Here is a 22,377-nt window from a genome sequence, read left to right as displayed (position 1 = left end):
TGGTTGGTCCAGGCCTCAGCCCGCCTGGCGCGGGGTGCGCTTTGCGCGTACTGCAGCCAGCTCTTTGGCAGCGAGTCGCGTGGCTTCCTTCTCGCTGGGGGCCTCCTCGGGGCTGATGCCAGCCCAGATCCGCTCCAGGGTCCCGGCGAATCCCAGGTGCCGCCTCAAGGCGTCCTCGAATACCTCATATTCGCGCTTACCCGACCGGGCAGCGGCTACCTTCGCCGCGCGAAGCAGCGCTTCGTCGATATAGACAGTGGTCTTCTTTCGTGCCATTCCACCATTTTGACAGAAAAACGGCTTTCATGTCAGCGGGCAGGTCCCCGGCGCATGGGCCGACTTCGGCGACCCCACTCGGCCGTCTCCGGGTAACCGGCCCCGCGCACTATGAACGCCGACATCTCGGCAAGCAGTCCGTCCTCAGGAGCCTGGATTTCCGGCACTGGTGGACCCGCGATGAAGTCGTGCGGGCCGCCGGTGATGCTCAGGCGTTCCGCCATCCCCACGTCGGACTCCTTTCCACCCACTTGATGCAGCTTCGGATGATCGATAGGCCGTCCCTCTACGTCGTGATCCATCGCCCGTCTGCCGCTGACGATGTCCGTAAACTGGAACGCCTTGGGGCTAAAGCTAATTGGAGTGCCGTCGTCTGCGATTGCCTGCGACGGGTAACAAGGATGCTATCGGGCCTCCGGCTAATAGGTAATATAATTAGATATGTGGTCTTCGACGACAGGATTTGACCGGTTCAGGGGGCCTGCGCCAGGAGCGCCGCAGGAACACGGCCTGGCGTACCTGCGGGCGGCCGACTCAATCGATCTGCGCGAAGAGACTGTTGGCGCGGCGCTGGCACGAGTAAGCCGCGACTTCGGGGACCACCGTGCGCTGGTGTGGCTCACCGATTCCGGTATGGGATCGATGACGTGGGCCCAGCTGCATGTCCGCGCCCGCGCGGCCGGCGCGATGATGCTCGATCTCAATCCGCGCCGGGGGCGGGTCGCAATTGCGGCACCCAACAGCGTGGAGTGGATCGTGGCGATGTTCGGTTGTGCGATGGCCAGAATGCCTGTGGTACCGATCAGCCCCACGGTGACGGAGAGCGAAGCCTGCCACATGCTGTCTCAGGCGCACGCGACGCTGATACTGGCAGCGACGCGCGTCGGCGATTGCGCGGTCTACCCGACGATGTGTGAGGTCGCCCGGCAGCTGCCATGGCGGCCCGCTGTCTGCGAGATCACCGGGCTGAACAAATCGCCGAAACAGCCTGCAGCAGATCTGGTTTCAGCCGATGCCGCCGCGGAGTTCCTGATCCAACACACCTCGGGCACGACCGGCTTGCCGAAGGCGGCGGTCTTGTCGCATCGCGCGGCTCTGGGTTGTGCGCAGGTGTGGGGCGAGGCGATCGGATTGCAGACGGGCGAAACATGGCTCAATCCGCTGCCACTGCACCATGTCGGCGGATCGGTCAGCGGCGTGCTCAGCGCGTTGTCGGTCGCCGGGACCTACGTCGTCATCGAGCGATTCAGCGCACAGACCGTGCTGCGCGCACTGCGCATCGCCCGGCCGGCGGCGGTGGGCCTGGTGCCCACCATGATCGTCGACTTGCTGGCGATGCCGGGCGTCTCACCGGAAGACTTTTCCTCGGTACGCATCGTCGCCGGCGGCGCGTCGGCAGTTGATCCCGGTCTGATCGAGGACATGGAACACCGCCTGGCAGTCACCTGCCTGGTCGGTTACGGGCAAAGCGAGGCACCGGCGATGGCCGCCAGCAGACCATCTGATCCCACCGCGATACGGACGCAAACCCTCGGGCATTGCCTGCCGGGGCGCGACTACTACCTGTGCGATCGCGACGGCAAAGTGGTGCCCACCGGCTCCGTCGGTGAACTGTGCGTCCGCGGTCCGTTGACCATGTCGGGCTACCTGCGATGCGATGGATCGATCGACCCGGCGGCCGATGACGCGGGCTGGCTGCATACCGGCGATCTGTGCTCGATGGACGACCACGGCGTGCTGAGGTTTCGGGGCAGGGTTCGTGAGGTCATTATTCGCGGCGGTGAAAACATCTACCCCGCAGAGGTGGAGCAGGTCTTGGCTGCGCACCCGTCGGTGGCCGAAGCCGCCGTATTCGGTGTGCCGGACACCCGGCTCGGGGAGCGGGTCGTTGCCGCCGTGCGACCCGCGGCCGGCCGGGTTGACCCGCGGAACCTTGCCGCCTTCGCATCGGCGCGGCTCAGTCGACACAAACGACCCACGGAGTGGATCGTGACGACAACGCTGCCGCGGACCAGCAGCGGCAAGGTGCAAAAGCATGTGCTGCGCAAGGCCTACGAAGACGGCGCGTTCCGCACCGAGCGCGGCGAATGATCCGGCCCCGGCAGCGCTAATCAGCTAAATAATAGACCTTTCTAAAGGATGGTGGTATACATCACCGTACGGTGTAATGTCACCGCGTCGGACAGCGAGGAACGATGGCGCAATCGACCCGATACGACCCGCGGATCTCGGGCCTGTCGCAGCGCGTCAAGACCATGGCACAGCCGCAAACCGTGTATCACGACAAGGCCGGACAAGTGCGGGCGGAATACCTCGACGGCGCGCTTCACCTGTACCGCCACCACGACATCCTGCAGATCAACCGGCATCCCGCCGTGCTCGGAAACGGGGGCAGGGGTGGAAGCTTCGGCCACGACGCGCGGTTGATTCCGCTGGAGATCGACGGCGAGGACCACAGAAAGTGGCGGCGCCTGCTCGATCCGATGTTCGCTCCCAAGCAAGTTGCACGCCTGGAGAGCCAGGTGCGCCAGCTGGCACGCGATCTGATCGACGACTTCGCGCCCGCCGGCAAAGCCGAACTGTACCGGGATTTCTGCACACCACTGCCCTGCATGACATTCCTGCGCCTTGTCGGTGCGCCGGTGGAGGACATGGACTTCTTCCTGGAATTCAAGGAAGGCGTCGTTCATCCCAAGGGCGAAACGACCGCGGAGATCGACGCCAATATGGCCGCGGCCGGCGGCAAACTCATGGAATACTTCGTCGGGTTTCTCGCCGAGAAGCGCAAGCACGCCGATGAGCATGACGACGTCATCGCCAATCTCATGAAGTCCGAGATCGACGGGCAGCCGCTGGCAGAGTTCGACCTTGTCAACATCCTGTTCCTGCTGATGTTCGCGGGGCTCGACACGGTCACCTCGTCGATGTCGTGCATCTTCGCGTGGCTGGGTCAGCATCCGCGCGAACGCAGACGACTCGCCGGGGACATGTCGCTGATCCCGGCGGCCGTGGAGGAACTATTGCGCTACGAGTCACCGGTTCCCTCCGGCATGCGCTACCCCGAAGAAGACATCGACCTCGGGGATGGCCTCGTGGTTCCCGCCGGTGTGGAAGTCAACGCATTCTGGGCAGCGGCCAACGTCGATCCCACGTTCTACGATGACCCGTTGACCGTGAAACTCGATCGCGGCCGCAAGGACCACATGGTGTTCGCCAGCGGCACCCACCGTTGCCTGGGCTCCCATCTGGCCCGGCTGGAATTGCGCCTTGCCGTCGAGGAACTGCTCAAGCGCATACCCGACTACGCCATCGACGAGGGGGCGCTGAGCTACGACAACTGCGCGGTGCGCGCCGTCGAGAACCTCTGGATCGCCTTCCCCGCCAGCAGCGCCCGCAGTAGTTAATTCGTTAGAACATTGCCTCGGCGGCGCAGGCATGATACAAATCACCTTACACTGTAAGGTGACTCGGGACGGCGAGGACGATGGATCAAGGCGAGCGGTACGACCCGCGGCTGTCGGAGTGGGTGCAAGCTCTCAAAAGCGAGGCGCATCCGCAACGCCACTACCACGACAAGGCGCGAGACGTCCGTGCCGAGCGGGCGCCCGATGGCGTGGTGTGGCTGTATCGGCACGACGACATCTTGGCGATCAATCGTCACCCCGCGGTGCTCGGCACCGGCGGTCGGGGCGGCAGCTTCGGCAATGACAATCCGCTGATCCCGCTGGAGATCGACGGTGAAGACCACAAGAAATGGCGCCGTCTGCTCGACCCCTTGTTCGCACCGAAACGGGTTGCTTTACTTGAGGATTCGGTCCGCCAATTGGCGAGGGAGCTGATCGACGGTTTCCTGCCCCGCGGTGAGGCGGAACTCTATAACGATTTCTGTGTGCCGCTGCCGTGTTTGACCTTTCTTCGTCTCGTCGGCGCGCCGGTCGCCGACTTGGACTTCTTCATCGAGTTCAAAGACGGCGTCATCCATCCCGCGGGCGAGACGATGGAAGAGACGCAGGCCAATATGGTGGTGGCGGCCACCAAGATCTACGAGTACTTCGTCGGTTTCCTCGCTGAAAAGCGCAAGACCGCCCAGCACGAAGACGACGTCATTGCGACCCTCATCAAATCCGAGGTCGACGGTGAGCCGATGCCGGATCTGACACTGGTCAACATCCTGTTCTTGCTGATGTTCGCCGGCCTGGACACGGTGACGTCGTCGATGTCATGCGCGTTCGCGTGGCTGGGCCAACATCCCGCCGAACGCGACCGCCTGGTGAGCGATCGGTCACTGGTCCCGGCGGCGGTCGAAGAAATCATGCGTTATGAGTCGCCGGTCCCGGCCGGCTTCCGGTACGCCGTCGAGGACATCGACCTCGGGGACGGCCTGGTGATCAAGGCCGGCGAAGCGATTCACGCGAGCTGGGCGGCGGCCAATGTCGACCCCACTTTCTACGAGGATCCGCTGACGGTGGATTTCGACCGCGGCCGCAAAGATCACATGGTGTTCGCCAGTGGCACGCACCGCTGCCTCGGGTCGCACCTGGCACGGCTGGAAATGCGGCTCGCTTTGGAGGAGCTGCTCGACCGAATCCCGAATTACACTGTGGGCGACGAGGACTCGCTGGTCTACGACAACGTTGCCGTGCGGATGGTGAAGCGGCTGCCGATCACCTTCCCGGTGCCCGCGGTCGCCGGCAGTTGATCACCGCAGATATCGCCGTCGATGTGACGGCGGCCTGCGCGCTGGAGCGGTCGCTGCGTGTGGTGGCGACACTGTTCCTCCCGCCGCCGCAAAACCTGGCCAGCGGCCAGCCGGTGGTATTCGCCGTGCCCGGCGGTGGATACTCGCGCGGCTATTACGACATGCACTTCGCCGGGCATGCCGGCTACTCCCAGGCCGAACATCATGTCGAGCGCGGCCTGGTGTTTGTGGCGATCGACCACCTGAGCGTCGGGCAGAGCAGCCCCGATGTTGCCGAATCGGTACGCATCGAAGACATCGCCGCCGCAAACGATTTCGCGGTGAAAGTCGTCATCGAGCGGTTGCGCAGCGGCACGGCGGTGGCGGGATATCCCGGCGTTGATGTGGGCGCCCGGATCGGTATCGGCCAGTCCATGGGCGGTGGGGTATCTGTCATCATGGCCGCTCGTCACCACACCTACGACGCGGTCGCCGTGCTGGGCTACAGCGCCATTCACACTGTGCTGCCAATGCCCAAGCACGACGAAACGGTCCGTACCTCTGAATTTTTCGATTATTCACGAACCACCGCCCCCGACGAGCTGTCCCTCGCCGAGGCCTCGGCTCACGTCCCCGAATTCCTCTACCCGTTCTTCTGGGAGGACGTGCCCGCCGACATCGTCGAGGCCGACACCTGCGGCGGGTATCCGATCCGTACCAGCGCCCCACCGTTCGGCAGCGCGACGCTGCCCACCTGCGCGGTCGCGATGCTCTCACCGGGCTACATCAAGGCCGAGGCCGCCGAGCTCGATGTGCCCGTCTTCATCGGGTTCGGTGAACGCGACACAGCACCGGAACCGCGCCGTGAGCCCACCGCCTACCCGCATTCGACGGACATCACGCTATTCATCTGCGAGCGTATGGCGCACATGCACAACTTCGCGTCGACCCGAGGCCAACTCTGGAACCGGCTTGCGAAGTGGTGCCATTCGGTCGGCTGAAAGTGGCCGATCGGCCATACTGATACAACTGCCGGTGAGGCCGGCAAGGTACGGGTTCTACCTATCGAGCAGGTCAACGACGACCGCATCCCGGTCGAAATTATCTCGCAGCGAGGCAATGCCGTGGTGATGCGTGCCGACGACCACTCCGCCTGGGTGGAGACGGCATACCTCTTCAGGTCACCGGCCAGTGCACGTCGTCTACTGGAAGTTGAGGACGCGTTCCAACGCGGAGATCTTCTCAAGCCGGATCTCGATCACGGCGAACAAATCCCCATGGCATGCTCTTCCCTTGGCGCTTAGTCCACCGCCGGCTATTTCCGTTGCGCACGAAATGTCGCCGGCACGGCGCGGTATTCGGCGGTGTCGTGTGACTGGCTTTCTGCCGCGAAGCCGAATCCCAGCGCGGTGACGGCGGACTGGCGCAGGTGCTGATTGAGGACGAATTTCGTGTCCTGCACCGCTTGCCAGGGCAACGCAGCAAGCCGCTGGGCGAACGCGACCGATTCGGGCATCAGCGAGCCAGGCGTCACCACCCTGTTCGCCATCCCGATTTCGACGGCCACGTGCGGCGGCACCCGGTCGCCGGTCAGCAAGTACTCCTTGGCGCGCAACAGGCCGGTGTTCAACGGCCAGGTCACTTGGCCCCCGTCGCCGGCAACCAGCGCAACGGTCACGTGCGGGTCGGACAGATAAGACTTCTCCGACATGAAGACCATGTCGCAGGCCGACACCAGCGTGCACCCCAGACCGACGGCAGGACCGTTGACCGCCACCACCACCGGCAGGTGCACGTTGATCAGGTCCTCGAATAGTTGGCGCCCGATCCGCAGCGTCGCCCGGCGGACCTCCAGGTCGTCAGCCAACAATTCGAACTGTTCGATGTCACCACCGGCGCTGAACGCGCGGCCGGCTCCGGTCAGCACAATCGCGCGGGCAGTGCGATCCCGCCCGACATCTCGCAATGCGCCAACCAAGGCGTGGTGCATATCGTCATCGAACGCGTTCATAGTGTCGGGGCGGTTCAGGGTCACGATGCGAACGGGCCCATCCTCCTCGATCAACACGGTCTCGAATGTCGTCCCGGCGGCCTCGCTCATGGCGCCTCCTAACTGTTTAATCAGTTTATATATTACACTGTATAGTCAGCGCGCCGGCCGTCATCGAGCGCGTGGTGTTATCGCGCTAGAGCTGACCTACGCGGCGATGCCAACGGCCTGAATGGAGAGTGTGAGAACCGTGGTGCACCACAGAATTCTCGTCACCGGAGCCACCGGCACGCAGGGCGGCGCCGTTACCGCGGCACTACAACGCGCCGGACTCGACATCGTGGTTCTGGTGCGGCGGGGCGGCGCGCAGCGAGTTCGAGCACTTGCCAACGGGGACACCGCGATAGCGGAGGGCGACTTCGACGACGTCGAGTCACTCACGTCGGCCTGCTCAGGGTGCACCGGCGTTTTTCCGTCCAGCCCGCGCCGCTGGCTGACGCCGACTCCGAACGCCGGCAGGCCGGCAATCTCATCCGCGCTGCCAAAGCCGCCGGGGTGCAACACTTCGTGCACACGTCCGTGTCGGGTACGGGCTGGCGGAAACGCTACCCGCACGTCGACGCGGGAGTGATGGCCAACTATTGGAACAGCAAGGAAGATGTCGAGGCGATGGTTCGCGATGCGCGCTTCCCGGTGTTCACGATCCTGAAGCCAGCGTTCATGATGGAAAATTTCATCGCGCCCAAGGTGGACTGGATGTTTCCGCATCTGCGAAGCGGTGAACTACTCATCGGCACAAACCCGGACACGGTCGTGGCCCTGATCGCGGCGGCGGATATCGGTCTGGCGACCGTTGCGGCGCTGGGCAGCCCTCAGCGCTTCAACGCTGCCGAGATTGAGCTTGCCGGCGACGCGTGCACGGTGGCCGATATCGCATCAGTGATCGCAGACGCGGCGGGCCGGCGGGTGAGCCCATCGTGTGTGTCGGCGCAGGAGGTCCACGCTCGGCTGGGCGAGAAGTCTTGGTCAGCGACACAAGAGTGGCTCGGTCCGGTGTGATATCCCGCCCGCCCGAAAGACGCTGAAGTGTACGGCCTTACCCTGACCACCTTCACCCGGTGGGCCAATCAGCACCACACCGAACTGAAAGCCGCCACCACGCCGAAAGCTTGAAGTCAGACCAACGCTATGGGGAAACCCATCGAACGACCTCGATTGGAGTAATCAGGTGACTCACCCCCTCGACCTCACCGGCCATGTCACGCTTGTCACTGGCGGGAATTCAGGCGTTGGATTCGGCATGGCCGAGGGGCTGGCTCGCGCCGGGGCCGATGTTTGCATTTGGGGGCGCAACGCCGAAAGGAGCCAGGCAGCCGCCGAACGACTGGCTGAACACGGCCATCGGGTTGCGGCACACGAGGTCGACATCAGTGATGAGGACGCGGTAGTGAACGGGATGACCCGCGTCGTCGGTGAATTCGGGCGGTTGGATTCATGTTTCGCCAACGCCGCCCTCGCCAATGCGATGACGAATCCGCGTTTCCTCGATTCGACCCTGCAGCAATGGCGTGCCCTCATGCGGATCGACCTCGACGGCAGCTACCTCACAGCACGCGAGGCTGCCCGGCACATGGTCGATCTCGGTAACGGTGGCAGCATCGTGCTGACCTCAAGTATCGCCGCAATTTTCGGTGCGCCGCGTGAACAGGCGTACGCGGCGGCCAAGGCAGGTCTGCTCGGGTTGACTCGGTCGCTGGCTGTCGAGTTCGGCCGCTACGGAATCCGGGCCAACGCGCTTTTGCCCGGGTGGACCCGTTCGGGCGTATTCGACCAGTGGCTCGAGAATCCGGCGATCAGCGAGAAGATCTTGCCCAGGATTCCGCTGAAAAGGTGGGGTGCGCCCGACGACTGGGCCGGAATCGCAATCTATCTCGCCAGTCCCGCGTCGTCATTTCATACCGGCGACTGTATGCGCATAGACGGCGGCTACGGCATCTTCTGACGGGCGGGCCCCAGCGACGCCGTTCAGCGCGTCCCTGCTCCGGGACCCGTCTTCTGCGCCGCAGTCAGCACTTCGCGACCAACGATTGTCTGCTGGATCTCGGCCACACCTTGAGCGACGTCGAAGAACACCGCCTCGCGATACAGCCGCTCCACGACCATGTCACGGGTCAGACCGTATGCACCGCATACGTGCATTGCGGCGGTGGCGGCTTCCCGGGCAGCCCGGCTGGCGGTGAGCCGCGCCGAGGCAGCCTCGCCCGGTATCGATGCGCCCTGATCGAGCAAATCAGCGCAGGACAAGACCAATGCCTCGGCCGCCAGAACTTGAGCGGCCGCATTACCGAGTAGCGCCTGGATCGTCGGGAATCGCCGCGCAATCGGCGAGCCGCGGTGCTCGCGCGTCAGTCCGTAGTTCGCCGCTTCACTGAGTGCCCGCTGCGCGATACCGACGCAGATCGCAGCTGCACGTACCTTGCCGAATGCCTCCCCGCTCAACATGATTTCGAAACCTGCGTCTGGTGCTCCGACAGCAGCGGTCTGCGGAATCCGAACTCCGTCGAGGCGCACAGGCCGTGCTTCGGTGCCGCCCATCGAGAGGACCTCACTCGGGGAGCCGACCGACCACCCCGAAGCCGATGTGTCAACGAGGAAGGCGCCCAAAGTGGTGTCCGAGGTGCGGGCGAAGACGAGCGCAATCTCGGCCTGCTCGGCATAGGAGATGAATTGCTTGTCGCCCGTCAGTACCCAGCCGGCGCCGTCGCGCGCTGCGCGGGTGGTGATCTGGCGGGGGTCGGAGCCAGTGGCGGGCTCGGTGAATGCCCACGCGCCGATCGCCGCGCCGGCAACCAATCGCGGCACGACAGCGGCCACGTGATGGCTGCTACCGTGCGCGATGAGCGCCGCGGCCACTTGGATGGACGTGCCGGGATACAGCGCTGCGACGGCGCAATGCTGAGCCAACTCCGCCGAGGCGACGGCGTAGGCGCGGATGGTGCCGCCGTCGCCGCCGAACCTTTCCGGAAATGACAGTCGGGTCAGCCCGAGATCGCATACTGCCTTCCAGAGATCCCAGGAGAACTGCTGCGTCCGGTCGACTTGCTCGGCGAGCGGGCGCACCCTGGTCAGCGCCTGCGCGGTGATCGACTGGCGCAGACTTTCCAAGTCTGCTTCGACGGCAAGCCTCATCACGAGCAAGACTCCGCCAACAACGGCAAGGAGATCATATAAGTCGTTATATCATTTACCTTTACTATGCACCGTTGCGGGCGTCGGTAGCCTGCACCAGGCCGATGTGCGCGTCGGCGGCCCTCACCGTGAAAACGTTTGTCACCGAGCCAGTTCAGCGACCGGATGCGTTGGAATCACGTTGTGCCGACGCCGCCGCTGTTTGCGCCACCGGGATATCCGCCGCCGCCGAACTTGTCATCAAGCGCGTCATAATCGACCCGGCCCTCGACCGTCGGCAGGGCATCGACGAATTCCACGGACTTCGGCTTCTTATAGGAGGCGATACGCGCGCGGCAATGCTCGATCAGCTCGGCCTCGGTGGCGCTCTGGTTGTCTTCGAGCACCACAATCGCCTTCACCGATTGGGTGTAGCGCGGATCGGGGACACCGATCACCGCGGCCTGCTTCACGGCGGGATGGCTGCTCAGGCACGACTCCACTTCGGGTGGATAGATGTTCTCCGCGGCGGACTTGATCATCCGGGTCAATGTGCCGAGAAACGTGATGGTGCCGTCGGTTTCGCGGCGCCCGGCGTCGGTGGTGTGCCACCAGCCGTCGCGCATCCTGGCGGCGTTGACCTCCGGCCGGTTCCAGTAGCCCAGGTGCACGGTGTCGCCGCGGACCATGATCTCCCCGGTCGACCCGTCGGGCACCTCCACACCGTCGGGGTCGACGATCCGCACCTGGCACAACGACCCTGGTCGGCCCGAGTTGCCGATTCCCTTGCCGCCGTAGCCGTTCAGGACCGACAGGCCGGTGACTTCGGTCTGGCCGAACCCCCCGCTGTCGCTGCCCCAGCGGGTGGTATCGGGCGGCAACGCGTCACCCCACAACGGCGCGAAAGCACCGGGACGAAGTGACGAGATATCAAGGCCGAAAGTGGTATTGAGCTCCTTCATCTTCATGATGGTGGGCGGCATCAAAAATGCCGATGTCACCCGTTCGGCCGCGATGAGCCTTAGCAGCTCCTCCTCGTCGACCCGCCTGATGTAGACGTTCGTGCCGCCCATCACGAACACCGGCAGCGAGTCGAACTGGAAGTTACCGATGTGAAACAGCGGGCCGGAATTGACGAAAATGCAGTTCTCGTCGGCGTTGGTGATCTTGCCCGTCTGAAGGGCCATCGCGATCAGGTTGCGGTGCGAGAGCATCGATCCCGCGGGCCGGCCCGAGTGCGCCGCGGTGTAGATGACAAGCAGGGCGTCGTGCGCATCCACATCCGCGCACACCGGTTCGGGGCTCGCGGCGGCCACCAGGTCGTCGTAGCAGCCGGGTTCGTCGCTGTCGTGCCGGATCCACGACGCGTTCGACGAGACCAGGTCGCGGGCGCTGCGCACCCGCTCGCCGATCTCTTCGTCCTGCCAGACGATCACCTTCGGGTCGAAGTCATCGATGACGAACGCGATCTCTTCGCCGGACTGGCGCCAGTTGGCCGGACAAATCATTGCCCCCAGACGTGCGCAAGCCAACATGAGCTCGAGAAACCGCGACGAGGTCTGGGCCAGCCACAACACCCGCTCTCCCTTGGCTACGCCGCGCTGTGCCAGCATGCGGGCCGCGGCATTGACCCGGTCATCCAACTGCGGCCAGGTGTAGCGCTTGGCGCCGTCGATGACGGCCAGTCGGTCCGGGTAGCGGCGGCGATGCTCGCTACAGATATCGGACAACGTGACATCGGGCATGGCGCTCCTCCCAACAGGCACAATCAGTCAAACCTATACCGATGTGTCGGCCATCACGTTACAGTGTAAGGTAGAGCGGCAGCGCAGGACCTCGCGGGGAGCAGATGACAGTAGACGTAAGCGTGCACGCAGACCAGGCCAGCCCTAAGAAGGCGGTCGACCATGAGCGCCGGTTCCTGGAACCGGAGATCGAGACGGCCAGCCGGGAACAGATCACGGCGCTTCAGCAGAAGCGCATCCTCGAGCTGGTGCGCTACGCCTGGGAGCGCTCAGCCTTCTATCGGGAGCTGTGGTCGGGCGCCGGGGTGAAGCCCGAAGACATCGGCTGCCTCGACGATTTCACCCGCAAGATCCCCACCTTCAGCAAGGACGACATCAAGGCGTACCGGGAGCGCACCGGCGACCCCTTCGGGGGGTTGCTGTGCGTCGACATCTCGGAGCTGACCTCGATCACGTCGACGTCGGGCACGACCGGCATGCCCGAGCTGATACCCGAGATCTGGACGGTCGCCCCGCCGCTGCCCACCCACTATGCGCGCAACTTTTGGGAGATCGGACTTCGCCCGGGCAACAAGGTCCTGATGCCGCCGGGATCGTTCCGCAACTACTTCGACGATTTCCTTCACATGATGGGCCTGATCCCCATTTACCTCGACAGCTGGATCGGCCAGGGCGAGCAGGTGCTGCAAGCCATCGAGCAATATCAGGTGGACTTTGTGCAGCTGTTCCTGCCGATGGTGCTGGAGTTCGAAAAGCTCGAAAACCGTTACGACATCAAGGCGATGCTGTCCTCGCTCAAGGGCGCCGCGTTCGCCGGGATGCCGCTGGGGAAGATGCTCACGGAGAAGGTTCGCGACCAGTGGGGCGTCGACCTGTACACCTATACCAGCGCCGGGGACACCGGGACCGCCTGGGAGGGACGCGAGCACGACGGCTACGTGCTGTGGGAGGACACGGTGCTGGCCGAAACACTCGACACGATCACCGGGGCGCCGGTAGGCGATCGTGAGCTCGGTGAGCTCGTTGCCACCGATCTGGACAACTGGGCGGCCCCCTACATCCGGTTCCGTTCCGGCGACGTCGTGCGGATCACCCGGGAGCCGGCGCCCTGCGGGCGCACGCATGCGCGAATGTGGGTGCTGGGCCGCAGCGGCGACGAGATGTTGGTCGCCGCCAAACCGGTGATGCTGTCGGAGGTTTGGCAGCTGGTGGAATCGGTTCCGGAGTTGGGCGACGGGATCTTTCAGGTAGTGCGATACGCCGATGAGATGGAACGGCTGCGGGTACGGGCCGGTTATCCGCCGGAGCGCACCGGTGACCTCGATGAGCTGCGCCGGCGGGCCACCGGTGTGCTGGAAGCGGGACTGGACGTGCCGGTGGATGTGGAGCTGTGCCCGATCGACGACCTGCTGGCGACAGCATCGAGTGTTGCCAAGTTCTCGCGGGTGGTGAAGGCATGAGTCGGGCCACGATGACGGCGGCGGCCCAAGCGCTTCCGCGTTCGCCGATCGTCGGGATCGGCCGGCTCCGTGTCGACCAGGAATACCGCGACTTCGAGATCGGGTGGGATGAATTCGGACGCGACGTGGACTGGGCGGACGCGTTGCTGCGCTCGGCCGGGCTTGGTCCCGGCGACCTGGTGCTGATCACGATCAGTCAGCACGAGGGTCCGTGGACCAGTCCGGTGGTGCGCGCGCTGCGCCGAATCGGCGCCATTTTCATGCCGGCAGAAGTGTGGAGTTTCGATGCCCGGCGCACGTCGATGTTCCTGCAGCGACTGCCGGTCAAAGCGATCTTCGGGCTTGGCGGCGAGACGCTGAGCGCCCTGGAATCCGCTGAGCCACCGATCGCTGAACTGCTGTCCGGGGTCGAGATCGTGTGGGCGCGCCCCGATGCGGTGAGCCGGCTCGCCGGCGTTGCGCCCCAAGTGCTTCCGTTCGTGATGTTGGGACCGGCGCTGGCACTGGGGGTTCCCGGGCGGGCGGGTGTCGTCGTGAACGCCGCCGAATGGGTAGTCGACAGTGCCGACGGCGAGCTGGTGGTGTCCAGCGCACGTGAGCGGGCAACAGCATTCGACCGCGTACCTACCGGCATCCGCGGATCGGTGGGATCAGGGGGCGACGGGGCGACCACGATCGAGCTGCAGACCGCAGTGTGAGCGCGTGATCGGACGAACCGGGGAATCCGCACCGGCGCCCGGGGCCGCGCTGGTGATCAGAAGCCCAGGCCCTTGCCGACGATGTCGAGCATGATCTCGTTGGTGCCGCCGTAGATGCGCTGAACCCGCGAATCGCGCCACAGCCGCGCGATCTCGTACTCGTTGATGTAGCCGTAGCCGCCGTGTAATTGCAGGCAACGGTCCATGATTCGCCACTGCGTCTCGGTGGCCCACCATTTGGCGCCGGCGGCCTCGTCGGCGGTCAGCTCACCGGAATTGACCGCCATAATGCAGCGGTCGACGTAGGTTTGCATCACGTCGATTTCGGTGTGCATCTGGGCCAGCGCATGACGGTTGACCTGAAATGTGCCGATCGGCTGTCCGAAAGCGTTGCGGTCGTGGGCGTATCGGGTGGTGAGCTCGACAGCTCGCCGCGCCTGCGCGACCGCGTGGATGGCGATGCCCAGCCGTTCGGCCGGCAGGTTACGCATCAGGTAGTAAAAGCCCTGGTTTTCCTCACCGAGCCGGTTGGACACCGGAACCCGGACATCCTCGAAGTGCAGTTCTGCTGTGTCAGCCGACTTTTGGCCGATCTTGTCGAGTTTGCGGCCGCGGGTGAAGCCGGACATGCCCGCCTCGACGACGAGCAGGCTGATGCCCTTGTGCGGCTTCTCGGCGTCGGGATCGGTGCGGCACGCGACGATCACCAGGTCGGCCAGCAATCCGTTGGAGATGAACGTTTTCGCGCCGTTCACCACGTATTCGTCGCCGTCGCGCTTGGCGGTCGTCTTGAGCCGGGCCAAATCTGAGCCGATGCCGGGCTCCGACATCGCGATCGCGGTGATCAGCTCACCCGATACGAAACCCGGTAACCAGCGCTGCTTTTGCTCATCGGTGGTCAGGTCGCGGAAATACCCGGACGTGATGTCGTTTTGCACGCCCAGCCCGAGGCCCACACTTCCGGTCAGCCAGAATTCCTCGTTGAGGATCGCGTTGAACCGGAAGTCGATGATCGCGGCGCCGCCGTACTTCTCGGGCATCTCCCACCCGAGCAGACCGAGTTTGCCCGCTTCGATCCACGCGTCACGATCGGAGTAACCACGGGCCTCCCACTCGTCGGCGCGGGGGACGCAGATGGTTTCGAAGAATGATCTGGCCGTGGCGCGGAACTCGTCGTGCTCCGGCTCGAAGATCTCACGCTTCATGATGCTCCGGGGGGGTTTGAACAATTAGATAACTCTTTATACTATACGGCGTGGTTGGTTCGAAACGGGTGGCCCTGGTCACCGGCGGCACCCGCGGAATCGGGGCGGCCATCTGCGCACGGCTCGCGGCGGCCGGCGCCACGGTGATCGCCGCCTATCGGGAAGATGACGCCGCTGCCAAGGATTTTCACGATCACACGGGCGCCGAGACGGTCAAAGCCGACATCAGTGATCCGGCCGCGTGCGCCGCTCTCGTCGATCGGCTCATCGGCAAGCACGCACGGCTCGACCTGCTCGTCAACAACGCCGGCCTGCTCATCGAGCGGCCCAGCACGCAGACGGCGCAAAGCGACTGGGACCGTACCGTGGCGGTCAATCTGTCGGCGGCGTTCCACCTGTGCCGGGCAGCCATACCGGTGATGCGCCAACACAATTTCGGCCGGATCGTGAATATCAGCTCGGTCACCGCAGTGATGGGCAGTCCGACGGAAGCCGCCTACGGCGCCGCCAAGGCCGGATTGCACGGCCTGACCCGCTCTCTGGCACGAGAGACAGCACGCGACGGTATCACTGTCAACTGCGTCGTGCCGGGGGTGTTCGAAACAGACATGACTGCGTCGATGCCGCAGCGCACGCAAGCGGCGATCCTGCGCATGATCCCCGTGGGCCGCCGCGGCGATCCCGACGAACTGGCGCACGCAGTCGCCTTCCTGCTCGACGACGAGGCCGGCTACATCACCGGCTCGATCCTGACCGTCGACGGCGGATTGTCCATGGGTGGATGAGAGGAAAAAAATGGCCGACCTTCTCAGCTCACTGGAGGACAAAGTCCTCACCCTCACGATCAACCGGCCACAGTCACACAACACCGTGACCTACAACGTGCTCGACGGCCTGCTGGATGCCTTCGCTGAGGCTGACGCAAACCCGTGCGTGCGCGTCATCATCGTCACCGGCGCCGGGGAGGCTTTCTCATACGGTACCGACTTGAGCACCGGCGGTGGCGGATTCGACACGGACGCAGCTGGTTTCAAGCCATTACGGGGCGGGCACCGCGATACCGGCGGCGAGCTGGCGCTGCGGATCTTCAACTCGACCAAACCGGTAATCGCCGCGGTCAACGGCACGGCCGTGGGCATCGGCGTGACGATGATCTTGCCGATGGATATCCGCGTCGCCGCGGACTCGGCGCGATTCGCGCTGCCCTTCGCCCGCCGGGGCATCGTCGCGGAATCCTGTGCCAGTTGGTTTCTTCCCCGCATCGTCGGCATCGCCACCGCCGTCGACTGGGCGGTGACCGGCAGGCGCTTCGACGCGCAGGAAGCGCTGGCCCGCGGTCTGGTCAGCGAGCTGCGACCGGCCGACCAGGTGCTGGCCCGCGCTCAACAACTCGCCGCCGAGATCGCCGCGCAGACCTCTGCGGTGTCGGTCGCGCTGACCCGACAGATGCTGTGGCGCCAGCTCGGTTCGCCGCATCCGATGAGCGCCAACAGGCTTGAGTCCCAGGCATTGCTGGCCCTGGGCGCAATGGCCGACGCCAAGGAAGGGGTAGCAGCGTTCAAACAGAAACGGCCGCCATCGTTCGCGCTGAACGTACCGGGCGACCTGCCCGACTTCTATCCCTGGTTCGGCGAGGAGCCGTTTGATGAGCGCTGAAGATCACCGCATCGACGCCCGTCGACTCAGCAAGCTACTCGGCGTGGCGGTCGCCGCCGTCGAGGTGCTTGACGAAACCTCCGGCTCGGCCAACCGGCTGCGGCTCCGCCTGCAATACGAACACGACGGCCATGGCCTGCCCGAGCGGATGTTCGCCAAACGCAACCTCGCCGACTTCAACTTCCCCCCCGAGATGTACACCACCGAGGTACGTATCTATCGGGATGTGCTGCCGCATACGAAGATCGAGCAGCCGGCCGTTTATGTAATCGAGGCCTCCGATGATGACGCCGAGTTCACCATCCTCATGGAGGACCTGAGCGCGAGGCCCGACACCAGGGTCGGGTCCGTCCTGGATCCGACCACCCCGGATGAAGTGGACGGGCTGCTAGAGACGCTGTCGGTGCTGCATGCGACGTGGTGGGGCGGCGACCGCTTGTCACGAGAACTGCCCTGGCTCACCACACCGACGAGCAATCCACAAATGCAGTTCTGGGCCCGGGTCGGGCCCCGATTGACACGACGCCACCTGCAGCGCGGGCATCGGGCCGAACTGGTCGACGAGAGCCGCTGGCCCCAAGACCGGTGGTGGCCGGCGTTTGACCGGCTGGTGGCCGCCAACGAATCCGGCCCGCACGCGCTGCTGCACGGCGATGTGCACGCCAGCAACGTCTACTACCGCGACAACCGGCCCGGCGGCCTGCTGGACTGGCAACTCGCGCTGCGCGGCTGCTGGGCGCTCGACGTCACCTACCTGCTCATCACCGCGCTCAGCCCGGCTGATCGGCGCACACACGAAACCGACTTGCTGCGTGGCTATCTCGATCGTCTCGTAGCCGCCGACGTGGCCTCGCCGACGTTCGATGAGGCCTGGCTGCGGTACCGCCAGAACGTGCTCTACGGGGTGCTGATGTGGCTCATCACGCCCGACGGTGTGCACACCGACGAAGCACAACGGTGCTTCCTGCAGCGCTGCCTGACCGCCGCCGAAGATCTCGAGACAATGCGGGCGCTGTAGCGCTCAGCCCGCGCCGCGACCAGCGCCGCAAAAGCGCGCTGTCGCGCCCGCGGCGGCTCATTCGTTCAAACCGTGGCATGCGCTGGTTATTCACGGGTCACTGCCGGCTCCGGCTTGTATGTGTGGCGGCGGGGACGTGATCCGTTGGCAGGCAGCGCTTCCCCCCAGGCGAACCAGACATCGGGCTCGCGGGCATCGCCGACCCGGCGCCACCGGCCCTCAACCTGGGGATTGGGAATCGGCCCCAGGTCGGGCATCCTGCCACGCGGGTCGGGAAGAAACTCGTACTCGACATCGCCCATACTGAAGCGCGCCCCCGTCGGCCAGTAATTGTCGTCGTCGAATGTCACTTCGCCGTCGACGTCCGTGGTGCAGCGCACCGCACCGTTCTCATCGGTCAGGATGGCGAACCCAAAACGCTTGTTGCCCAACATGAAATGGCCGGCATCGATAGAGCCGTCCTTGTAGCAGGTAGCCCAGGTGTACCACAGATGCTCCAAACCGCCCTCGATGAGCGGGTCAAGCGTTCGATACACCTCACCGCCCTCATACATGTGGACCTGGTCGAAACCCATGAGCCCGCGGCACGCCCTGCCGAATATCGACCCGTCAAGGCGGTAGATGGTCGACAGATACGCCATGCTTGCGCGGGGATCGGGAACATACCACTGCATGCCCGGCTTGATCAGCGTCCCGCACAGTTCGAAGGTGCCCTCCTCCACCCACTGGCAGCTCTCGTTGGCCCAGCGGGCGCGGAACGGTGCACCCTCGACGCCGGGGTTGCTGCGCCATTCGATCGTGTCGCGGTCAAACAGCTCGCGGATCGGATCGACATGCGGCGCGGAGTTCCGGCCGCACGGATGCATACGTAGCTCGCCGGCTCCGCCGATGGTGCTCTGAACGACGAGCCTGCGCCGGCTGGTAGGCTGCCCGTTGTGCGGGATGCGGCGCATGATCGTGTGCAGGTCGCCCTGGTCGTCGCGCAATGTGCCCCACAGGTACAGCGCCTCGGGCGGCATGCCGAAAAGCGGCTCATCGGAATGCATCGACGCCGCATCGGGCGCAAACGGACCCACGAGTGCCTTACCTTCGAAGTCGCCCCGCCGAGGCAAGGGTTGTGCATCGGGTCGTTGCGCAGACACCATCGGGCCCCAAATCCCTCGGATTACAGTTAAATGATTGACCTATACATCGTACAATGCCTCGGGGATCAACGGGAAGTGCGACAGACGAGGGTTCGGCCGCCTGGTCCACCGCGAAACCCGATGCTGGGGCGCCTACGTCGGTGTGCAGGGACGCTGCGGGTGAGGCGCTCGAAATTTTCAAGGAGAGAACGGGGTTCGGCCGTCCAATTGGAGACTCCCGGGTGCTGAAAGGCTCGGAAACCTAGGTGACCGCCCTTCTCCGAAACCGCTCACGATGCCGCTTGGTCCCGCCCGAAGACCTTTACGCTGACGGCGATTCGTCGCATAACCGGCGTTGGTCGGCGACGGTGATGTCAAAAAATCTCCGTCCGCCCTTCTGTCACCGCGAAACCGGAGCTGTAACCGCCGTCATCTGTCAGCATCACGCAGGCCAGTTCCCACTGCCCGCCACGAACGCATTCAGACCCGTCAAAGCGGTAGGTGAGACCTACTGGGAGTTGAGCCAGCGGGTGCCCTTCGAACTCGCGCGGCCCCAGCGTGATGACCTTCGGAACGGGAGGGGCGAAATTGGACAGCGCGATGTAGTTCGCCCCGCCGGGGGCTGACGGGAACGGGCCATAGCAGTCCAGATAAGAGGTGCGGTGGCTCGACGACGTGCAGAACAGCCCGTCGGGCGTCTGAAATCCATGCACCCAGTACGCCGGGGTATCACGGACTAGGTAATCCTTATCCTGAGCCCTCGGGTAGGCGTCGAAGTCGGGCAGTGCTGGCGGGCCCGCCGCCGCCCGTGGCCAAGGCGTCACAAGCAGTTGCAGTGCCGCGCTGACGACCACCAGGCCCCTCACCGCGGACCGGACACCGATACCCATCCGCTCATTATCCCGTGGTATGCGCGCGTCGTAGCATCACTCGAATGATGAGCGGCGCGGCTGTTCGTATTGCGGCAATGCTTTCAGCGCTGCTGCTGACGGGTTGTACCGGTCGCGCCGCCCACAGCGACACCACTGCTGTGGACTCGACCCGTAACTGGGCGCGTTGGGGACCGACCAGGAGGACGACGAATAGTGGTGCCAGATCGGCTCCATCGACCAACGGTGCACCCCTGCTGACCGCGAGTGCCTCAATTCGGGACACCACGCTAAAGTCTCACCCGGTGAAATTGGTCGACAATTCGACGGTCCGGCGAGCGGTGGCGCAGTTCGCTGGCGCGCCGTGCCAAAAGTTCGCACTCGACGTGCTGCGCTCATGCATGTACGGCGAGCTCCTTTTCGATATCACCGGCTCGGATGCATTCGGCGATGGATCATTCCGCAAAGGGGGACAGCTTCAGATCTGTGGCGGAACGGGCCCCGACGGCGGGCGCGCACTCTTTGCTTTCACCCGGCACGAGGAGATTGCCCGGCGCTACCCGGCCGGCACCAATATTCAGTCGCTGGTCACACCGGCGACCGGAGCACTGGATTTGGTGCGAAAACGAGGTGACGCCTGGCTCTACATCGATCCGGCGGGACCGACCTGTGCGCTCTCAGCCGCAGAGATCGACTTCGCGCTGCGGAATCCGCACAACGAGCCACTCAAGGAAGCGCTCGCCGCGCTGGCTTCCGGCCAAACAGACAGGCAAGCGGTCTTGCAACTGCTACGGACAGACGGCCCGATGATGCTCGGCGCAGACGACACAGATCCGGCGAACGTACTGATGCGCACCACGACCCATTCCGATGGTTCGTCGAGCCTTTTCGGTTTCACCAGTGGTCCCGAAGTGCTCGCCTTCAATCCCACGGACGCGGCGGCGCCGCTAAGCACCGCCAAAGTCCTGGACATCATGCGCGAAAGGCGATACGGCGCCTTGGTCATCAATCCCGCCGGACCGTCCGTCACCTTCTCAGCCGCAGCGCTCTTCCACTGAATTCGGCGGCGATCATAAGCAGCTCTTCGTAATTCGGGCTGATGCCGGGCAGTCAGTAAGCCCCGGGCAACGATCTGCCGGGGCGCGTCTTGTCGGCGAACAGCCACCTTCCGCCACCTGCCGTCCTGATCTGGTGAGACGCCTGATACCGCCACAACTCCGGAGTAAATCCATAGCTGAGTCGGCGCGCTGGCGAGCCGGGCGGCCATCACGGCTGCTTGCCTCCCGCGCACCCGATGCTATAGTTTAATCATTTAGATAGTTAGGGGATGCGATGGACTTCGGGCTCTCGCCAGAGCACGCGGCGCTTCAGGATGTAGCGCGGCAGTTCGTCGACCGGCACTGCCCGCCCCGGCGGGCCAAGGAATGGGACGAGTCCGGCGCCTACCCGGCGGAGCTGTTCAAGGCCATGGCCGAGATGGGCTGGTACGGTCTGCCCTTTCCCGAAGAGTCCGGCGGCGAGGACGGCGGCCCGATGGAGCTCGCCATCATCGCCGAACAACTCGGGCGGGCCAGTCTGGACATCGCGATGTGCTACATCGGCACGCTGATCCCGTCCCTGACCGTCTACAAGTGGGGCACCGACGCCCAGCGTGAGGCGATCGCCGCCAAGATGATCCCCGGCGACGCGCGCTACGTGGTGGCCCTCAGTGAACCGGACACCGGGTCGGATGCGGCGGCGTTGCGCTGCGCCGCCACCGACGCCGGTGATCACTTCGTCATCAACGGCCAGAAAATGTGGTGCACGGGCGCGGGTCTGCCGGGCACCCACATCATGATGTACGTGCGCACCTCGAAGGGGCAGAAAAAGCACGACGGCATCAGCCTGGTGCTCCTGGAGGCGGACACCCCCGGTGTCGAGCTGCGCCAAACGGCGACGCTGGCCAGACACATCCTGGGCACCTACGAGATCTTCCTCAACGACGTGATCGTCCCCAAGGAAAACCTCGTCGGCGAGCAGGATCAGGGCTGGCGGGTGATGTTGTCCAACCTCGAGCTCGAGCGGGTGCTGATGAGCGGCGCATACGTCGGGGTGGCGCAGGCGACGCTGGATGAGGCGCTCGAATTTTCCAAGGAGAGAACAGCATTCGGGCGGCCCATCGGAAACTTTCAGGCGCTCGCACACGCCATGGCCGACATGCAAACCGAGATCGATGCCGCGCGACTGTTGGCCTACCGGGCGGCGTGGATGCTCGCCCAGGGCTTGTCGTGCGCACGGGAAGGCGCGATGGCCAAACTGAAAGGCTCGGAAACCTACGTGGCCGCCGCCCGGCTCGGGATGCAGATCTGCGCCGGACACGGCTTCGCCACCGACAGCGTGATGAGCTTTCGCTGGCGGGAATCCATCGTCGCGCCGATCTCCGGCGGCACCAGCCAAATCCAGCGCAACGGCATCGCCCGCAGCATGGGCCTGCGCAGCTACTGAGAGGCA

The 22,377-nt window shown here is 64.6% G+C and carries 22 protein-coding genes and 1 pseudogene; 15 read left to right on the top strand and 8 right to left on the bottom strand.

Annotated elements, in window-relative coordinates; genetic code table 11:
- Nucleotides 1–15: 15 nt before the first annotated feature.
- Both G6N47_RS25565 and G6N47_RS29910 read right to left on the bottom strand, forming a co-directional pair.
- The gene (locus G6N47_RS25565; RefSeq protein ID WP_083130849.1) at nt 16–276 is read right to left on the bottom strand and encodes a hypothetical protein; all 261 of its coding nucleotides are present in this window, start codon (nt 274–276) and stop codon (nt 16–18) included.
- A gap of 32 nt (nt 277–308) precedes the next feature.
- Nucleotides 309–527 (bottom strand): hypothetical protein, encoded by a 219-nt coding sequence (locus G6N47_RS29910; RefSeq protein WP_139799401.1) that lies wholly within the window; start codon nt 525–527, stop codon nt 309–311.
- Between G6N47_RS29910 and G6N47_RS30415 the strand changes: the two genes are divergently transcribed.
- The 6 genes from G6N47_RS30415 to G6N47_RS29905 all read left to right on the top strand — a co-directional run bounded on the left by G6N47_RS30415 (nt 465) and on the right by G6N47_RS29905 (nt 6,258).
- On the top strand, nt 465–743 hold the full coding sequence (locus G6N47_RS30415; RefSeq protein WP_372517472.1) for a hypothetical protein: 279 nt from the start codon (nt 465–467) through the stop codon (nt 741–743). The two genes, G6N47_RS29910 and G6N47_RS30415, sit on opposite strands and share 63 nt — an antisense overlap.
- Nucleotides 718–2,367 carry a class I adenylate-forming enzyme family protein gene (locus tag G6N47_RS25555; RefSeq protein ID WP_232080410.1) on the top strand — a complete coding sequence of 550 codons (1,650 nt, stop codon included), beginning with the start codon at nt 718–720 and terminating at the stop codon, nt 2,365–2,367. The genes G6N47_RS30415 and G6N47_RS25555 overlap by 26 nt, the downstream gene beginning before the upstream one ends.
- Nucleotides 2,368–2,471: 104 nt before the next feature.
- Nucleotides 2,472–3,680 carry a cytochrome P450 gene (locus G6N47_RS25550; RefSeq protein ID WP_083130847.1) on the top strand — a complete coding sequence of 403 codons (1,209 nt, stop codon included), beginning with the start codon at nt 2,472–2,474 and terminating at the stop codon, nt 3,678–3,680.
- Between the two features lie 80 nt (nt 3,681–3,760).
- Nucleotides 3,761–4,975: a cytochrome P450 gene (locus tag G6N47_RS25545; RefSeq protein ID WP_083130846.1), complete on the top strand. Its 1,215-nt coding sequence runs from the start codon at nt 3,761–3,763 to the stop codon at nt 4,973–4,975.
- A complete protein-coding gene (locus G6N47_RS25540; RefSeq protein WP_083130845.1) occupies nt 4,972–5,955 on the top strand; it encodes an alpha/beta hydrolase family protein in 984 nt (327 codons plus the stop codon). The genes G6N47_RS25545 and G6N47_RS25540 overlap by 4 nt, the downstream gene beginning before the upstream one ends.
- Before the next feature lie 9 nt (nt 5,956–5,964).
- Nucleotides 5,965–6,258 carry a type II toxin-antitoxin system Phd/YefM family antitoxin gene (locus G6N47_RS29905; RefSeq protein WP_083130844.1) on the top strand — a complete coding sequence of 98 codons (294 nt, stop codon included), beginning with the start codon at nt 5,965–5,967 and terminating at the stop codon, nt 6,256–6,258.
- An 11-nt stretch (nt 6,259–6,269) separates the two neighbouring features.
- On the opposite strand, the gene G6N47_RS25535 is transcribed toward G6N47_RS29905, so the two are convergent.
- Nucleotides 6,270–7,055, bottom strand: coding sequence for an enoyl-CoA hydratase/isomerase family protein (locus tag G6N47_RS25535; protein WP_083130843.1), 786 nt, complete (start codon nt 7,053–7,055; stop codon nt 6,270–6,272).
- A 121-nt stretch (nt 7,056–7,176) separates the two neighbouring features.
- Here G6N47_RS25535 and G6N47_RS29900 point away from each other — a divergent pair.
- Nucleotides 7,177–8,003: pseudogene (locus G6N47_RS29900) on the top strand (NmrA family NAD(P)-binding protein).
- A gap of 169 nt (nt 8,004–8,172) precedes the next feature.
- A complete protein-coding gene (locus tag G6N47_RS25520) occupies nt 8,173–8,946 on the top strand; it encodes an SDR family NAD(P)-dependent oxidoreductase (protein ID WP_083130840.1) in 774 nt (257 codons plus the stop codon).
- Nucleotides 8,947–8,969: 23 nt separating this feature from the next.
- On the opposite strand, the gene G6N47_RS25515 is transcribed toward G6N47_RS25520, so the two are convergent.
- On the bottom strand, nt 8,970–10,133 hold the full coding sequence (locus G6N47_RS25515) for an acyl-CoA dehydrogenase family protein (protein ID WP_083130839.1): 1,164 nt from the start codon (nt 10,131–10,133) through the stop codon (nt 8,970–8,972).
- Between the two features lie 176 nt (nt 10,134–10,309).
- Nucleotides 10,310–11,857: an AMP-binding protein gene (locus G6N47_RS25510; RefSeq protein WP_083130838.1), complete on the bottom strand. Its 1,548-nt coding sequence runs from the start codon at nt 11,855–11,857 to the stop codon at nt 10,310–10,312.
- 104 nt (nt 11,858–11,961) lie between these two features.
- Here G6N47_RS25510 and G6N47_RS25505 point away from each other — a divergent pair, with 104 nt between their 5' ends.
- Nucleotides 11,962–13,317, top strand: coding sequence for a phenylacetate--CoA ligase family protein (locus tag G6N47_RS25505; protein ID WP_232080409.1), 1,356 nt, complete (start codon nt 11,962–11,964; stop codon nt 13,315–13,317).
- The gene (locus G6N47_RS25500) at nt 13,314–14,015 is read left to right on the top strand and encodes a hypothetical protein (RefSeq protein ID WP_232080408.1); all 702 of its coding nucleotides are present in this window, start codon (nt 13,314–13,316) and stop codon (nt 14,013–14,015) included. The genes G6N47_RS25505 and G6N47_RS25500 overlap by 4 nt, the downstream gene beginning before the upstream one ends.
- A 56-nt stretch (nt 14,016–14,071) precedes the next feature.
- Here the strand turns inward: G6N47_RS25500 and G6N47_RS25495 are convergent, their stop codons facing one another.
- Entirely contained in the window at nt 14,072–15,220 is a 1,149-nt protein-coding gene (locus G6N47_RS25495; protein WP_083130836.1) for an acyl-CoA dehydrogenase family protein, read from the bottom strand.
- A gap of 50 nt (nt 15,221–15,270) precedes the next feature.
- On the opposite strand from G6N47_RS25495, the gene G6N47_RS25490 reads away from it, so the two are divergent.
- Genes G6N47_RS25490 through G6N47_RS25480 form a run of 3 tightly spaced genes read left to right on the top strand, consistent with a single transcriptional unit; the run spans nt 15,271 to nt 17,894 of the window.
- Nucleotides 15,271–16,005 (top strand): SDR family oxidoreductase, encoded by a 735-nt coding sequence (locus tag G6N47_RS25490; protein WP_083130835.1) that lies wholly within the window; start codon nt 15,271–15,273, stop codon nt 16,003–16,005.
- A 10-nt stretch (nt 16,006–16,015) separates the two neighbouring features.
- Nucleotides 16,016–16,876 (top strand): enoyl-CoA hydratase-related protein, encoded by an 861-nt coding sequence (locus tag G6N47_RS25485; RefSeq protein WP_083130834.1) that lies wholly within the window; start codon nt 16,016–16,018, stop codon nt 16,874–16,876.
- The gene (locus G6N47_RS25480; protein WP_083130833.1) at nt 16,866–17,894 is read left to right on the top strand and encodes an aminoglycoside phosphotransferase family protein; all 1,029 of its coding nucleotides are present in this window, start codon (nt 16,866–16,868) and stop codon (nt 17,892–17,894) included. The genes G6N47_RS25485 and G6N47_RS25480 overlap by 11 nt, the downstream gene beginning before the upstream one ends.
- 86 nt (nt 17,895–17,980) lie before the next feature.
- On the opposite strand, the gene G6N47_RS25475 is transcribed toward G6N47_RS25480, so the two are convergent.
- Together G6N47_RS25475 and G6N47_RS25470 are read right to left on the bottom strand one after the other, a co-directional pair.
- The gene (locus G6N47_RS25475; RefSeq protein WP_211281500.1) at nt 17,981–18,970 is read right to left on the bottom strand and encodes a hypothetical protein; all 990 of its coding nucleotides are present in this window, start codon (nt 18,968–18,970) and stop codon (nt 17,981–17,983) included.
- A 422-nt stretch (nt 18,971–19,392) separates the two neighbouring features.
- Nucleotides 19,393–19,908 carry a hypothetical protein gene (locus G6N47_RS25470; protein ID WP_083130832.1) on the bottom strand — a complete coding sequence of 172 codons (516 nt, stop codon included), beginning with the start codon at nt 19,906–19,908 and terminating at the stop codon, nt 19,393–19,395.
- A gap of 44 nt (nt 19,909–19,952) precedes the next feature.
- Between G6N47_RS25470 and G6N47_RS25465 the strand changes: the two genes are divergently transcribed.
- Complete coding sequence (locus G6N47_RS25465; RefSeq protein WP_232080407.1) at nt 19,953–20,945, top strand: SseB family protein; 993 nt, start codon at nt 19,953–19,955, stop codon at nt 20,943–20,945.
- Nucleotides 20,946–21,219: 274 nt separating this feature from the next.
- A complete protein-coding gene (locus tag G6N47_RS25460) occupies nt 21,220–22,371 on the top strand; it encodes an acyl-CoA dehydrogenase family protein (RefSeq protein WP_083130830.1) in 1,152 nt (383 codons plus the stop codon).
- The last annotated feature ends 6 nt before the right edge of the window (nt 22,372–22,377 follow it).

This window comes from Mycobacterium branderi (assembly GCF_010728725.1).
Classification (GTDB): domain Bacteria; phylum Actinomycetota; class Actinomycetes; order Mycobacteriales; family Mycobacteriaceae; genus Mycobacterium; species Mycobacterium branderi.
This window is presented reverse-complemented; position numbering and strand designations above follow the sequence as displayed.

Bases quoted from the DNA above. Each gene is read 5' to 3' on its own strand.
- G6N47_RS25460 (WP_083130830.1), top strand. From the start codon at position 21,220: ATGGACTTCGGGCTCTCGCCAGAGCACGCGGCGCTTCAGGATGTAGCG.
- G6N47_RS25470 (WP_083130832.1), bottom strand. From the start codon at position 19,908: ATGGGTATCGGTGTCCGGTCCGCGGTGAGGGGCCTGGTGGTCGTCAGC.
- G6N47_RS25555 (WP_232080410.1), top strand. From the start codon at position 718: ATGTGGTCTTCGACGACAGGATTTGACCGGTTCAGGGGGCCTGCGCCA.
- G6N47_RS25495 (WP_083130836.1), bottom strand. From the start codon at position 15,220: ATGAAGCGTGAGATCTTCGAGCCGGAGCACGACGAGTTCCGCGCCACG.
- G6N47_RS25485 (WP_083130834.1), top strand. From the start codon at position 16,016: ATGGCCGACCTTCTCAGCTCACTGGAGGACAAAGTCCTCACCCTCACG.
- G6N47_RS25565 (WP_083130849.1), bottom strand. From the start codon at position 276: ATGGCACGAAAGAAGACCACTGTCTATATCGACGAAGCGCTGCTTCGC.
- G6N47_RS25515 (WP_083130839.1), bottom strand. From the start codon at position 10,133: ATGAGGCTTGCCGTCGAAGCAGACTTGGAAAGTCTGCGCCAGTCGATC.
- G6N47_RS25545 (WP_083130846.1), top strand. From the start codon at position 3,761: ATGGATCAAGGCGAGCGGTACGACCCGCGGCTGTCGGAGTGGGTGCAA.
- G6N47_RS25480 (WP_083130833.1), top strand. From the start codon at position 16,866: ATGAGCGCTGAAGATCACCGCATCGACGCCCGTCGACTCAGCAAGCTA.
- G6N47_RS25500 (WP_232080408.1), top strand. From the start codon at position 13,314: ATGAGTCGGGCCACGATGACGGCGGCGGCCCAAGCGCTTCCGCGTTCG.
- G6N47_RS25535 (WP_083130843.1), bottom strand. From the start codon at position 7,055: ATGAGCGAGGCCGCCGGGACGACATTCGAGACCGTGTTGATCGAGGAG.
- G6N47_RS25510 (WP_083130838.1), bottom strand. From the start codon at position 11,857: ATGCCCGATGTCACGTTGTCCGATATCTGTAGCGAGCATCGCCGCCGC.
- G6N47_RS25505 (WP_232080409.1), top strand. From the start codon at position 11,962: ATGACAGTAGACGTAAGCGTGCACGCAGACCAGGCCAGCCCTAAGAAG.
- G6N47_RS25550 (WP_083130847.1), top strand. From the start codon at position 2,472: ATGGCGCAATCGACCCGATACGACCCGCGGATCTCGGGCCTGTCGCAG.
- G6N47_RS25465 (WP_232080407.1), top strand. From the start codon at position 19,953: ATGATGAGCGGCGCGGCTGTTCGTATTGCGGCAATGCTTTCAGCGCTG.